At 56.6% G+C, this 12,463-nt stretch carries 10 protein-coding genes and 1 tRNA gene; 1 reads left to right on the top strand and 10 read right to left on the bottom strand.

The genetic code is table 11. The features are described from left to right. The first annotated feature begins 5 nt into the window (after positions 1-5). A complete protein-coding gene (locus MTP40_RS06695) occupies positions 6-860 on the top strand; it encodes a tRNA 2-thiocytidine biosynthesis TtcA family protein (RefSeq protein ID WP_098922422.1) in 855 nt (284 codons plus the stop codon). A gap of 95 nt (positions 861-955) precedes the next feature. On the opposite strand, the gene MTP40_RS06690 is transcribed toward MTP40_RS06695, so the two are convergent. The 10 genes from MTP40_RS06690 to MTP40_RS06645 form a co-directional block, all read right to left on the bottom strand. Then, positions 956-1,039, bottom strand: a tRNA-Leu gene (locus MTP40_RS06690). Between the two features lie 180 nt (positions 1,040-1,219). After that, on the bottom strand, positions 1,220-2,737 hold the full coding sequence (locus MTP40_RS06685; RefSeq protein ID WP_117476217.1) for a nicotinate phosphoribosyltransferase: 1,518 nt from the start codon (positions 2,735-2,737) through the stop codon (positions 1,220-1,222). Positions 2,738-3,006: 269 nt separating this feature from the next. Further along, positions 3,007-4,521, bottom strand: coding sequence for an IMP dehydrogenase (locus tag MTP40_RS06680; protein WP_098922427.1), 1,515 nt, complete (start codon positions 4,519-4,521; stop codon positions 3,007-3,009). 504 nt (positions 4,522-5,025) lie between these two features. Then, positions 5,026-5,745 carry an acyl-[acyl-carrier-protein] thioesterase gene (locus tag MTP40_RS06675; protein WP_249260049.1) on the bottom strand — a complete coding sequence of 240 codons (720 nt, stop codon included), beginning with the start codon at positions 5,743-5,745 and terminating at the stop codon, positions 5,026-5,028. Between the two features lie 79 nt (positions 5,746-5,824). Next, entirely contained in the window at positions 5,825-7,057 is a 1,233-nt protein-coding gene (locus MTP40_RS06670; RefSeq protein WP_249260048.1) for an ABC transporter substrate-binding protein, read from the bottom strand. Next, positions 7,054-7,902: an ABC transporter permease gene (locus tag MTP40_RS06665; RefSeq protein ID WP_207696883.1), complete on the bottom strand. Its 849-nt coding sequence runs from the start codon at positions 7,900-7,902 to the stop codon at positions 7,054-7,056. The genes MTP40_RS06670 and MTP40_RS06665 overlap by 4 nt, the downstream gene beginning before the upstream one ends. Next, positions 7,902-8,717: an ABC transporter permease gene (locus MTP40_RS06660; protein ID WP_097771254.1), complete on the bottom strand. Its 816-nt coding sequence runs from the start codon at positions 8,715-8,717 to the stop codon at positions 7,902-7,904. Before MTP40_RS06660 ends, MTP40_RS06665 begins: the two co-directional genes overlap by 1 nt. 10 nt (positions 8,718-8,727) lie before the next feature. Continuing rightward, on the bottom strand, positions 8,728-9,774 hold the full coding sequence (potA, locus tag MTP40_RS06655; protein ID WP_005932816.1) for a spermidine/putrescine ABC transporter ATP-binding protein: 1,047 nt from the start codon (positions 9,772-9,774) through the stop codon (positions 8,728-8,730). A gap of 257 nt (positions 9,775-10,031) precedes the next feature. Further along, the gene (locus MTP40_RS06650; protein ID WP_207696884.1) at positions 10,032-10,994 is read right to left on the bottom strand and encodes a DUF4340 domain-containing protein; all 963 of its coding nucleotides are present in this window, start codon (positions 10,992-10,994) and stop codon (positions 10,032-10,034) included. A 10-nt stretch (positions 10,995-11,004) separates the two neighbouring features. After that, positions 11,005-12,450 carry a GldG family protein gene (locus MTP40_RS06645; protein ID WP_249260047.1) on the bottom strand — a complete coding sequence of 482 codons (1,446 nt, stop codon included), beginning with the start codon at positions 12,448-12,450 and terminating at the stop codon, positions 11,005-11,007. Positions 12,451-12,463 lie beyond the last annotated feature (13 nt).

Raw genomic sequence — 12,463 nt, 5'->3', positions numbered from 1 at the left:
CCAACATGAAACGTGAGCTTGAACCTTATCAGATGATCGAACGCAGTATCATCAAGAAATACCGCAAGGAGCTGTGGACCCCCTTTATCGTGGCGGTAAAGCGCTACGAGCTGGTACAGGAGGGCGACAAGATCGCCGTCTGCATCTCGGGCGGCAAAGACTCCATGCTGATGGCAAAGCTGATGCAGGAGCTGCAGAAGCACAGCGATGTTCCCTTTGAACTGGTCTTTCTGGTGATGGACCCCGGCTACAACGAGATCAACCGTCAGAAGATCGAGTCCAATGCCGAGCTGCTGCACATCCCGGTGACCATCTTCGAGAGCAACATCTTTTCCGTTGCCAACAACACCGAAAAGAACCCCTGCTACCTCTGTGCCCGGATGCGGCGCGGCCACCTGTACAGCAAGGCCAAGGAGCTGGGATGCAATAAGATCGCGCTGGGCCACCACTTCAACGATGTTATTGAGACGACCGTGATGAGCATGTTCTACGGCTCCCAGATGCAGGCCATGCCGCCCAAGCTCCACAGCACCAGCTTCCCCGGCATGACCCTGATCCGCCCCATGTACTGCATCCGGGAAGAAGATATCCTGGCCTGGAAGCGCTACAATGATCTGGAATTCATCCAGTGCGCCTGCCGCTTTACCGAGAACTGCACCATGTGCGACAACGGCGGCGGTGGTTCCAAGCGGCAGGAGATCAAGATTCTGCTTCGCCGCCTGAAGCGTGACAATCCCAATATCGAAAACAGCATCTTCCGCAGCATCCACAATGTTGCCATTGATACCATGCCGGGCTATCGATCCGAGGGTGTGGATCACAGCTTCCTGGAACGATTCAATGCTATGGAAAACCACTGAGCTGCATCCGGCATTCCTGCCTGCGCAGAATTACACTTTGTACGCGATACAACAGTAAAAAATCCCCCTCAGCTTACGCTGAAGGGGATTTTTTATGCCACCGGCGGGGCTTGAACCCGCACTCTGTCTCCAGAAAGGGATTTTAAGTCCCTCGTGTCTGCCAATTTCACCACAGTGGCGCATAGAAACCCGGCTTACAAAGCCCTGCTGCTCTGGACATTCACAGAGAACCGGGAATAACAGGTGATGAGGTAAACATTTATCACAAGTCCATCGTTACGGAGTTGCAAACATGTATCAAAACATGTAGGATTCACACAACGGCTATTATAATACAATAGAAACCCTGCTTTGTCAAGTTACACCTTTCCGCCATGCAGTTCCGAATACATCTTGGCGCGGCACTCGGCCACAGCGGGGGTCATATTGACATAGTGCTTATGCGGCATCTCGATGCGCAGCTCAGTCTCCCAAGTCTCTTCGGTCAGCTGCTTTGCGATATAGGCCTTTTTCTCGGCAATCCCGGGCAGTTCGATGGCCAGCTCACCGTTCAGGATATGGGGCACAAGCAGCCGCTTGACCTTGGTGGGGGTGATGGTAATGGTGCGCTCGATGGCATCCGGGTCAAGATTGACCATCTTTACCGGTTTGCCCGCTTCGATGACCTCACCATCCATGGCGATCAGATCGCACTGGGCCTGACCATTTTCATCGTAGAGCCGCCAGGGCATTTTCTTGCCCGGGATGATGGCCTTGCTGGCAGAATCCGAGCACTTCATCTTGGGCTGATAGGTGCCATCCGGCAGCTTGACCGCCACCAGTTTATACACACCGCCGAACACAGGGTCAGAAGCGGAGGTAATGAGATTCTCGCCCACGCCGTAGGAATCAAAATGAGCGTGCTCATAGAGCTCCATGTTGGCGATCTTCCGCTCGTCCAGGCCATTGGAGGCCACCAGCTTGATATAGGGCTTGCCTGCGGCATCCAGTGCCTTGCGCAGGCGCTTGGAGCCACGGGCCAGATCGCCGGAATCGATACGGGCACTCTTGACGCGGCGGTTGGGGTCATTGGGGTACTTCTCGATCAGGTAGTCGTCCAGCTTGATGAGGTTGGGCAGGCCGCTCTCCATGATGTTGTAGGTATCCAGCAGCAGGCTGACGGAATCCGGATAGGTATCCGCAAAGGCCTTGAAGGCATCAAACTCCGTCGGGAAGAACTCGATGAAGCTGTGTGCCACGGTTCCAACTGCCTTGACCTCAGAGCCATACTTCATCTCAGCCAGGCAGTTGGCAGTGCCGATGCAGCCGCCCAGAACAGCGGCATACGCGCCATCATTGCCTGCGCTCTCGCCCTGCGCGCGGCGGGTGCCAAACTCCATGACACTGCGGGGCGTATGGGTGTTCAGGCCAGTCACACGGGTCGCCTTGGTGGTGATCAGGCTGTGGAAATTCATCGTCTGCAGCAGGTAGGTCTCGATCAGAATCGCACCCACCAGGTCGCACTCAATGCGGACCATCTGCACATGGGGGTAGCAAACCGTGCCCTCGGGCAGAGCGTACATATCACCCTTCCACTTATAGGTGCGCAGATACTCGCAGAATTCCTCGCTCATACCCTTGGTGCGCAGCCAGCGGATATCCTGCTCGTTGAAGTGATAATTCAGCAGGAACCGGGTCAGCTTGCGCTGGCCTGCGCTGATGGAGTAGCCCATGTTGTCCGGGTTCTTGCGGAAGAACATATCGAACACAAGGGTGGTGTTCTTAAAGCCGTGCAGGAACAGGCAGTTTGCCATCGTGAATTCGTAGAAATCCACCACCATGGCAGGGTTATCATAATCTTCGTCCGGAATGTACGGAACAACTTTGATCTCGTCCATGAAAAGTTTCCTCTCCTTGTACTTCGCAGCAGCGAAAAAGCCTTGCCGCTGCTGAAAAAGCAGCCCCTTCTCCCCCTGCCTTTGTTCCGGCAGTGCGTGGGCCTGCACCCTGTCTTGACAGGACGTTTGTACCATGATAGCATCTTTGCCGCCCGGGTGCAAGGGCTTTTGTAAATTTCCTGCGTGCAGAAAGAAAAATCTTTTTTTCGGTACTGCCAAAAGGGCCGCCCCCGAAAGCTCCGGGAGCGGCCCTGCAAGCCTGTTCAGGCTCAGCCGTTTATAATATTGGGGGTCGCATTTTTCAGCACAACGTCATGGCTGCCACCCTCCACGATGGAGGTAGAGGAAACCACAGTCAGCTTGGCCTTCTGCTGCAGCTCGGGGATGGAGAGTGCGCCGCAGTTGCACATGGTGCTCTTGACCTTGTACAGGGTGGTCTGGACACCATCGGCCAGAGGACCTGCGTAAGGAACATAGCTGTCCACGCCTTCCTCAAAGCTCAGCTTGGTGGAACCGCCCAGGTCATAACGCTGCCAGTTGCGGGCACGGTTGGAGCCCTCGCCCCAGTACTCCTTCATATACTGGCCATTGATGCGCACCTTGTTCGTGGGGCTCTCGTCAAAGCGTGCGAAGTAGCGGCCCAGCATGACAAAGTCAGCGCCCATGGCCAGAGCCAGAGTGATATGATAATCGTGGACGATGCCGCCATCGGAGCAGATGGGCACATAGATGCCGGTCTCCTTGTAGTACTCGTCACGGGCCTTTGCGACCTCGATGACAGCGGTGGCCTGACCACGGCCGATGCCCTTGGTCTCACGGGTAATGCAGATGGAACCGCCGCCAATGCCGATCTTAACAAAGTCTGCGCCGGCCTTTGCCAGAAAACGGAAGCCCTCGGCATCCACAACGTTGCCTGCGCCCACCTTCACGGTGTCGCCGTAGTGCTCACGGATCCAGGCGATGGTACGGCTCTGCCACTCGGAGTAGCCCTCGGAGGAGTCGATGCAGAGCACATCCACGCCAGCCTCGACCAGTGCGGGAACGCGCTGGGCATAGTCGCGGGTGTTGATGCCGGCACCGACCACATAGCTCTTGTTGGCATCCAGCAGCTCGTTGACGTTCTTCTTGTGGGAATCGTAGTCCTTGCGGAACACGAAGTATTTCAGGTTGCCCTCAGCATCCACCAGCGGCAGCGTGTTGATCTTGTTGTCCCAGATGATGTTGTTGCAGTCGTGCAGGGAGGTATTCTCCGGTGCGGTGACCAGCTTCTCGATGGGAGTCATAAAAGTGGTAACGGAAGCATCATCGGGGGTGTGGTTGACACGGTAATCACGGGAGGCCACAATGCCCATCAGCTTGCCGTGAGGAGTGCCATCGGCAGTGACAGCAATGGTGGAGTGGCCGGTGCGGGCCTTGAGCTCCAGCACATCGTGCAGGGTGGCGGTGGGAGCCAGGTTGGAATCGGAGACCACATAACCGGCCTTATAGCTCTTGACGCGGCGCACCATGGCAGCCTCGTTCTCAATGCTCTGGGAGCCGTAAATGAAGGACACACCGCCCTCACGTGCCAGTGCAATGGCCAGTTTATCGCCGGAGACCGACTGCATGATGGCACTGATCATGGGGATGTTCATTTCCAGCGGGCAGGCCTCTTCCCCCTTGCGGTACTTGACCAGCGGGGTCTTCAGGCTGACTGCCGTGGGGACATTCTCTGCAGAGGAATAACCCGGAACCAGCAGGTACTCGCCAAAGGTGCGGGAAGGTTCTTCATAGAAATAAGCCATACTCTAAACTCCTTTTTTCTTAACGCATCAACAACGGGCCAGCATCAAAATAATTCATGTTTGCTGCTTATAAATTGATTGACTATACTTTACCACAAACCCCGTCAGAATACAAACCCCAGCGGCAACAAACTTTAGAACTGTCCTTTGCGGAAAAACAGTAAAATTGACCACCAAAAACGTGCAAGGTCATACTTTTCCGCCTGACAGGCCGGTTTTCTGACACAAATTAGAGTGCAAAAAAGTCCGCACCGGAAAACCGGACGGACTTTTTTGCACACGAAGCGAGATACCGCCTGTGCGATACAGTGGCCGACAGCTGTGAAGGAGAACAGCCGGAGGAGGAGAAGGCCCTGCACCCGATATCTCTTATTCAACAAGAAGAAAAAGATTTCAGTCTCAAAAAGCGCTCATCGCTTTCTGTAACCATATTGTAACTCTTTTGTTCCTGTTTTGCAAGACCTTTTTCGCAGATTTTGTAACATAATTGTAATTTTTCCGGATTTATTTTGTAAATTCCAGGTAGCATTCAAACGCGGCGTGCTCTTCGCGGCGGCCCACCACATACCAGCCATCGGCCGAGGGCGCATAAAACACCTCGACCTGACTGCCCAGCGGGATCTCCCGGTGGTACTTGACGGAGACAAATTTCAACGGCCCGGCCTTGACCACCTCCAGCGGCAGGGCATCGCAGGCAATGTCCAGATAGCAGGCGTTGTTCACATGGCCGTTCAGGTCGCACAAGGAGTAACTGGCTGTCCGGCTGCCTGCACAGGTCAGTTCCTTTGCTTTGTGCACCAGCTGGGGCAGCTCCCCGTCCAGATCCTCGTTCCAGTAACCGGGCGTATACCAGGAGGGCTGGCGCAGGATGCACTCGCGATCGGTATCCACCACGATCCACCGGCTGTCGATCAGGGCACACTCCTTCCCTGCTTCGTCCAGAATGCGGGTCAGCCGCTTCATCGAACCCTTCTTGCACGGCTCACAGGCGGTAAGAAAGGTCAGCTTTTCGGCACGCAGGGGCATCCGGGTGATCTGCGCCGCCTGCTTGCCCACCAGAAACGCCGTGTGGTGCGCTTTGAAAAAAGCATCGTCCATGCCGTAGGCGCGGGCGTGGTCTGCCGCAGCCTGCTCCACATAGCGGAACAGGGCGCTGGGCTTGATCATCCGGCGAAAATCGCCGTCTGCGTTCAGGACGGTGGTATGATAGGTATATTGATTCATACGTTTCCTTTCCAAAAGAGGACCCTCTCCGTCATTGCTTCGCATTGCCAGAGGCTTTGACGGAGAGGGCCCTTTCTTCTCAATACTGATTCCGGGTCTTTTTGCGCAGCTTGCGCCAGATATTGAAGCAGGCCAGCGCTACCATGGCAAGCAGCAGCATCAGGAACACAACGCCGCTGCCGCCCTCATTGTAGCTCTTCATCTCGCTCCACTTTACATCGAGCTCGTTGTTGACCTCATCGCTCAGGGCGGTGAACACCTTTTCCCTGGCTTCCACTTCCTCAGAGGGGTATGCGATCTCACTGTACTTCAGATCCTCGTCCAGGATATCCCACACCTTCTGCATGGGGGTGGTATAGCCGATATACTCCGCATTGGCCTTTCCGATGTCCGGCTCGCACATGAAGTTGATGAACATCTCCGCAGCTTCCTTGTGCTCACTGGTGGCAGGCACCGCCATGCAGTCCACCGACAGCACACTGCCCTCCTCCGGGAACACCCAGGCCAGATCCGGGTTATCATCGATCATGGTAATGGCATCGCCGGAGTAGTACACGCCGATGGCCGCCTCGCCGCCGATCATCTTATCAAAGATCTCATCCATAACGTAGGCCTGCACCAGCGGTTTTTGCGCTTTCAGGGTCTCCACCACCTCGTCCACCTCTTCCGGGGTCTCGGGGTTGATGCTGGTGCCGTTCTTGAACGCTGCAATGGCGTAGGCATCACGGCTGTTATTGAACATCAGGATGTTGCCCGTGTACTGCTCGTCCCACAGGTCAGCCCATTTGGTGGGGGCATTCTCCACCATGGTGGTGTTGTAGATGATGCCGGTGGTACAGAGCATATAGGGCACGGTATAGGCGTTGGTGGGGTCATAATCCGGATCACGGTAGACCGCATCGATGTTCTGGGAGTTGGGGATGTTGCTGTAATCCAGCGGTGCAAGCATTCCCTCGGCGATCATCTTTGCCACCATGTAATCCGAAGGGATGACCACATCGTAGTTGGCCGCACCGGATTTCAGTTTGGCGTACATGGACTCGTTGGAATCAAAGGTGGTGTAGTTGACCTTGATGCCGGTAAGCTTCTCGAAGGCGGCCACCACATCCACGCTGTCATCGGAGCCGTTGGAGATGTATTCGCCCCAGTTGTAAACGTTCAGGGTGAGATTCTGGCCCTGAAAGCGAGTCCAGTCGTAATCGTCCGAGACCGAAACGTCCTCGGTCACCTCAATGGTTCCGGCGGCAAAGGCGGGCGCAGCACAGCAGAATACCATGGCCAGCGTCAGCAGCAGAACAGCAAAACGTTTCATTTTACGTCCTCCCCTCTCAGTGCCTTCTGATCCCGGCGGTACTCCCGGCTCTCCATGGCATTGGAGATGAGGATGATGGTCAGGATCACCACAAACATGATGGTGGACAGGGCATAGATCTCCGGGCTGACCTTTTTCCGGGTCATGGAATAGATGGCAATGGGCAGGGTCTCCACCGTGCCGCAGTTGAAATAGGAGATCATAAAATCATCGATGGAGTAGGTCAGGCAGATGAGGAAGGCAGACAGGATGGCCGGGCTGATCTCAGGCAGGATGACCTTGAAGAACGCCTGCCTGGGATCGCAGCCCAGATCCAGAGCTGCCTCATACAGTTTGATGTCCAGCTGCTTGAGCTTGGGGGTCACGTTGAAGATGACATAGGGCACATTGAAGGCGATATGCGCAATCAGCAGCGTGGGCATTCCCATGATGGTGTCGGGCAGCCAGGAGACTCCCTCGGAAAAGCGCTGGTAAGCCACAAACAGCAGCATCAGGGAGATGCCGGTGATGATCTCCGGGTTGACCACCGGGATATAGGTGATGTTGGTGACCACCAGGCGGCTCTTGCGGCTCATGGATGCAATGCCCAGCGAGGCCGCCGTGCCCAGCACCGTTGCAATGACCGCAGAGATGAGGGCCACCTCCAGCGAGACGCGCAAAGCGCTCAGGATGGCAGAGTTATGGAGCAGGCTGGTGTACCACTTAAGGGTAAAGCCTGTGAACAGTGCGTAGCCCTTGCTCTGGTTGAAGCTGAACACAATCATATAGGCAATGGGCAGGTACATGAAGCAGAAGAAGAGGATGACGTAGGCCCGCTGCATCAGGCGCAGATGTTTCGTTTTCATCAGGACACGCCCTCCATTTCATCTTCATCAAAGCTGGATGTGAAGCTCATGCAGAGCAGGACGATGATCATCAGCACAAGGCTCATGGCCGAACCGACGTTCAGGTTGTAGCTGTTGCCCAGGAACTGCATCTCGATCAGGTCGCCGATCATCAGGTTGGAGCCGCCGCCCAGCATACGGCTGATGACAAAGGTGGACACCGCCGGAACGAACACCATGGTGATGCCGGTGCTGATGCCGGGCACGCTCATGGGGATGAGCACCCGGAAAAGGGTCTGGGTGGTGGAGGCTCCCAGATCCTGTGCCGCTTCCACCAGGCTCTGATCGATCTTGGTCATACTGGTGTAGAGGGGCAGGATCATGTAGGGCACATAGTTATACACCATGCCCAGCACCACCGCGCCGGAGGTGTTCAGCATGGTATAGGGGCCCAGGCCAAAAAAGCCCAGCACCGCGTTCACAGGGCCGTTGATGCTCAGCAGGCCCATCCAGGCATAGGTGCGGAGCAGGAAGTTCATCCACATGGGCAGCATGACCAGCATCAGCATGATATGCTGCTTGTTCACCCGCAGGCGGGACAGGAAATAGCCCACCGGAAATGCAATGATCAGGCAGATCACGGTAGCCACAAGGGCCAGCAGCAGGCTGCGGGCAAACACGGAGCCGTAGCCGCTGACGCTGGTCAGATTGGCAATGGTGAAATTGCCGCTGCCATCGGTCAGGGCATAATAGACCACGATGATCAGCGGAACCACCGTGAACAGCACCATCCAGATAAAATAAGGATAGGCCAGCTTCTTATCGTAAATTTTCATCATTTCCCATTCAGCCCTCCGAACGTGCCATGATATGGATCTCGTTGGGGCCGATGCGCATACCAATGGTTTCACCGGGGGTGCAGGCGCGGGTGGAGTGGATCAGCCACTCACGGCCCTCGCACTCAACGTGCATCTCAAAGTGAACGCCCTTGAAGATGACATCATTGACTACGCCCACCAGCTGACCCTCCACGGGACTGACCACTTCAATGTCCTCGGGGCGGACCACCACCTGAACGCTCTGTTCCCGGGCAAAGCCGCGGTCCACGCAGGGGAACTGCACACCCGAGAAGGAGACCAGGAAGTCGCGGTGCATCACGCCATCCACAATGTTGGAATCGCCGATAAAGTCCGCCACAAAGGCATTTTTAGGCTCGTTGTAGATATCCTCGGGGGTACCGATCTGCTGCACCTTGCCGCCGTTCATCACAACGACGGTATCGGACATGGTCAGGGCCTCTTCCTGATCGTGGGTAACATAAATAAAGGTGATGTTCATCTCACGCTGCAGGCGCTTGAGCTCCAGCTGCATCTCCTTGCGGAGCTTAAGGTCCAGTGCACCCAGAGGCTCGTCCAGCAGCAGGATCTCAGGCTCATTGACCAGACTGCGGGCAATGGCAACTCGCTGCTGCTGGCCGCCGGACATCTGACCGATGCTGCGGCGCTCAAACCCCTTCAGGCCGACCACCTCCAACATATCGCGTACCTTGCGGCGGATGGTCTCTTCGTCCATCTTCTTCAGGCGCAGGCCAAAGGCCACATTCTCAAACACGTTCAGGTGCGGGAACAGCGCGTACTTCTGGAACACGGTATTCACCGGACGCTTATAGGGGGGCACACCGGTAATATCTCGGCCCTTCAGCAGCACCTGACCCGCGTTGGGTTCCAGGAAGCCTGCAATCAGGCGCAGGGTGGTGGTCTTGCCGCAGCCGGAGGAGCCCAGCAGCGTTACGAACTCTTTGTCATGGATGTCCAGGTTCAGCCCATCCAGAATGCGCTGACCGTCAAATTCCACCACGATATCGCGCAGTGAAACGATCACCGAGTTGTCCATTTTTTACTTTTCCTCCTTAAACTCAGATACGAAAAAAGACAGGGCATCCACCCCATCCTTCGTACCAGGGCGACCAGCCCCGCACAACATCCATGACATCCGTAATATTGTGCAGTTATTCTGCCCTGTCATCGCCTATCATAAACAATCCGAACTGAAATGTCAATCACTCTGTCGAGGTTTGCCGAAACTTTACATCCGGCGCAAAAAAATCCCGCGCTGTACCAAGAATTCGCACAGTGCGGGAGTGAAACGTTTTATTCTGCTTTCAGCTGATCCGCAGGGTATAAAAGCGCGCTCACCACACTGGCATCCACCGTATAAACGGAGCTGTCGCCTTCCACCATCAGGTAACAGCCGTCTGTCCCCATGGCATAGGTCAGATTTATTGTGCCATCGGCTGTGGTGACCTCTGCTGTGACCAGCGGAGCCTCAAAACCATACGCCGCCGGGTCGGCATCTGTTGCCTGTGCCGAGACATAGGTGCAGAGCGCCGAGAGGATGGCATCCACCTTTGTCTCGTCGAGGTCTGCGGCGGTGTCCCCTGCCAGCCGCCAGACAGTCTGGTAGGCGTTGCTGTCACTCTCTGCTACAGGCTCCGAGTTTGCTTTCAGGGTCACGGTCTCGCCATCGGCCAGCGTATAGGAGACGGCTTCGATCTCCGAGACCGTCAGCCCCGCCGGGTTGAAGGCACCGAACAGCTCCGCCCTGGTCAACTCAAAGCAGGCGGCTTTGGTCCCCGATACCGTATAAATGACATCGCTGTTATTCTTGCGGACATAGAGATCCCCTGTCATGGTATTGCTGGTCCCGAAGGTATAGGTGTCCGTTTCGCCCGCTGCCGTCACCTCTATGGTCAGCGCAGGCTCCGCAAAGCCGTAGTCCTCCCCTGCCTGCGGGCTCAGCTCCCGCTTTGCGTTCAAAGAGGAAAGCGCGATGAGCATTGTGTTGCAGGCAGAGGTGTCCAGATGGTAAGCGGGATCTTCAGCCAGCGTCCAGCCATCGGCGGTATAGAGCAGGGTGTTCGTCTCGCCCTGATAGTGGAGCACGATCTGCGTCAGGTCATTGCCCGAAACTGCCGCCAGCGGAATGGTTCCATCTGCGGCCGCACTGGCAGCCTGTTCTTCCCGGGCATTCCGCAGCGTCAGCAGGGCAAACACGCCGCCTGCCAGCAGGATGAGGAAAAGCAGCACCCCGAGGGTACGCTGTTTTGCTTTCATGGACAGGTCCTCACTTTCTACGCCGCAGCACGACCACCACGGCACCCACAGCCAGCAGAGCCGCAGGCAGAACGATGACAAAGAGCAGGCCCAGCGTAGAGGCGGCAATACCTGGCACTTCCAACGGAACTGCTTCCAGTGCCTTGCTGTCGATGAGGACAGCGCTCTCCTGCCCGGCCAGCGAAGCCGCACACCCCTGCAAGAAGGTCACATTGCCCGGGATGACCTGATAGATGCCCTCATTGTCCATATTGCCGCAGTTGACCCAGATGACCTGGGCACCCGTGTCCTCATTGCGGGCGTATGCTGCCAGCGTGAAGGGACCGGCAATGTCGCCGCCCGCCTTCTCGGTGGTGGTCATCTCGTAACCTTCCGGTTTGCTGTAAGCACTGTCCGAGCTGACCAGCAGGGCTTCCGAGACCACATGCTCTGTCTCGGTCAGGGTGATGCCCTGTGCCATCTGCAGCAGAACTCGGCGGCTGGTGTTCACACCGTCCAGCGCGGTGGATTCCTCTGTGCTGGCATAATCCGGCAGCAGGTAAAGGGCCGGGTAGCCATTGAGGTAGTGGTTAGTGTCACCCTCCACCACAAGGCCCTCGGTGCGGGTCAGGCCGAACTCGGCCATCACAGCATCCAGATTGGGGGTACTATAATAGGAATCCGTCAGCAGCAGCACGCGGCCTCCGTTGCTCAGGTAGCTGCGCAGCTGGCCCAGCTCATCCACCAGACTGCCTGCGCCGGAAAAGTCCTGCGCCGGATCGTTGATGACAAGCAGGTCACAGTCCTCGGGGATGGTCTGGGAGAGCAGGTCAAGTGCCGAGACGGTCAGGTTCTGGCTTTCCAGCGCATCGGTCAGGGTGGAAGTCAGCGCCTGCTCGCCGTGGTTGGTGGTGTAGTACACATGGCGGCTCTCTCCGCTGGTCAGCTGGTAGATGGCAGAGGTGATCCTGCTTTCACCGTCAAAGGTCACGTTGGCCGCGCCGGTGGCGGCATAATCGCTGTAATCGTAGTCGTAAAGCTCTGCGGCATCCAGCACCTTGCTCTGTTCCCCGCAGACCAGGATCAGCCCACCGGAGGTCAGATCCTGTGCGCCGTACTGGGCCGCAAAGGTCGGGTAGACTGCCGGATCTTTCAGCTCCCAAGTGATATGGCTGCTCTGGGCGGCGTATTTGTCCAGCAGCTTGGAGATGATCTGGTCCTCATTGCCGGTCTGAGCCAGATAGTAAATGGTCACATCCTGCGTCAGGTCGTCGGCCACCTGTCTGGAGCTCTCGCTCAGGGTGTAGAGCCCCGCCTCGGAGAGATCGAACTCGGTATATCTGGAAGGAATGGCCCGGACAATGAGATTAACCAGCACGGCCAGCACGATCACAGCCGCGGCAATGGCTGCCGACCACACCCCGCTGCGGAACACCCGCCCGTCACCCGAGGAGCTCTGCTTTGCAAAAAGCTTCATCTGTGTTCCCTCC

Origin of the sequence: Faecalibacterium sp. IP-3-29, from assembly GCF_023347335.1 — a bacterium.
Lineage (GTDB): Bacteria > Bacillota > Clostridia > Oscillospirales > Ruminococcaceae > Faecalibacterium > Faecalibacterium duncaniae.
This window is presented reverse-complemented; position numbering and strand designations above follow the sequence as displayed.

Coding starts and splice junctions, on each gene's coding strand:
- MTP40_RS06695 (WP_098922422.1), top strand. CDS start 6: ATGAAACGTGAGCTTGAACCTTATCAGATGATCGAACGCAGTATCATC.
- MTP40_RS06645 (WP_249260047.1), bottom strand. CDS start 12,450: ATGAAGCTTTTTGCAAAGCAGAGCTCCTCGGGTGACGGGCGGGTGTTC.
- MTP40_RS06685 (WP_117476217.1), bottom strand. CDS start 2,737: ATGGACGAGATCAAAGTTGTTCCGTACATTCCGGACGAAGATTATGAT.
- MTP40_RS06675 (WP_249260049.1), bottom strand. CDS start 5,745: ATGAATCAATATACCTATCATACCACCGTCCTGAACGCAGACGGCGAT.
- MTP40_RS06680 (WP_098922427.1), bottom strand. CDS start 4,521: ATGGCTTATTTCTATGAAGAACCTTCCCGCACCTTTGGCGAGTACCTG.
- MTP40_RS06670 (WP_249260048.1), bottom strand. CDS start 7,057: ATGAAACGTTTTGCTGTTCTGCTGCTGACGCTGGCCATGGTATTCTGC.
- MTP40_RS06650 (WP_207696884.1), bottom strand. CDS start 10,994: ATGAAAGCAAAACAGCGTACCCTCGGGGTGCTGCTTTTCCTCATCCTG.
- potA (WP_005932816.1), bottom strand. CDS start 9,774: ATGGACAACTCGGTGATCGTTTCACTGCGCGATATCGTGGTGGAATTT.
- MTP40_RS06665 (WP_207696883.1), bottom strand. CDS start 7,902: ATGAAAACGAAACATCTGCGCCTGATGCAGCGGGCCTACGTCATCCTC.
- MTP40_RS06660 (WP_097771254.1), bottom strand. CDS start 8,717: ATGAAAATTTACGATAAGAAGCTGGCCTATCCTTATTTTATCTGGATG.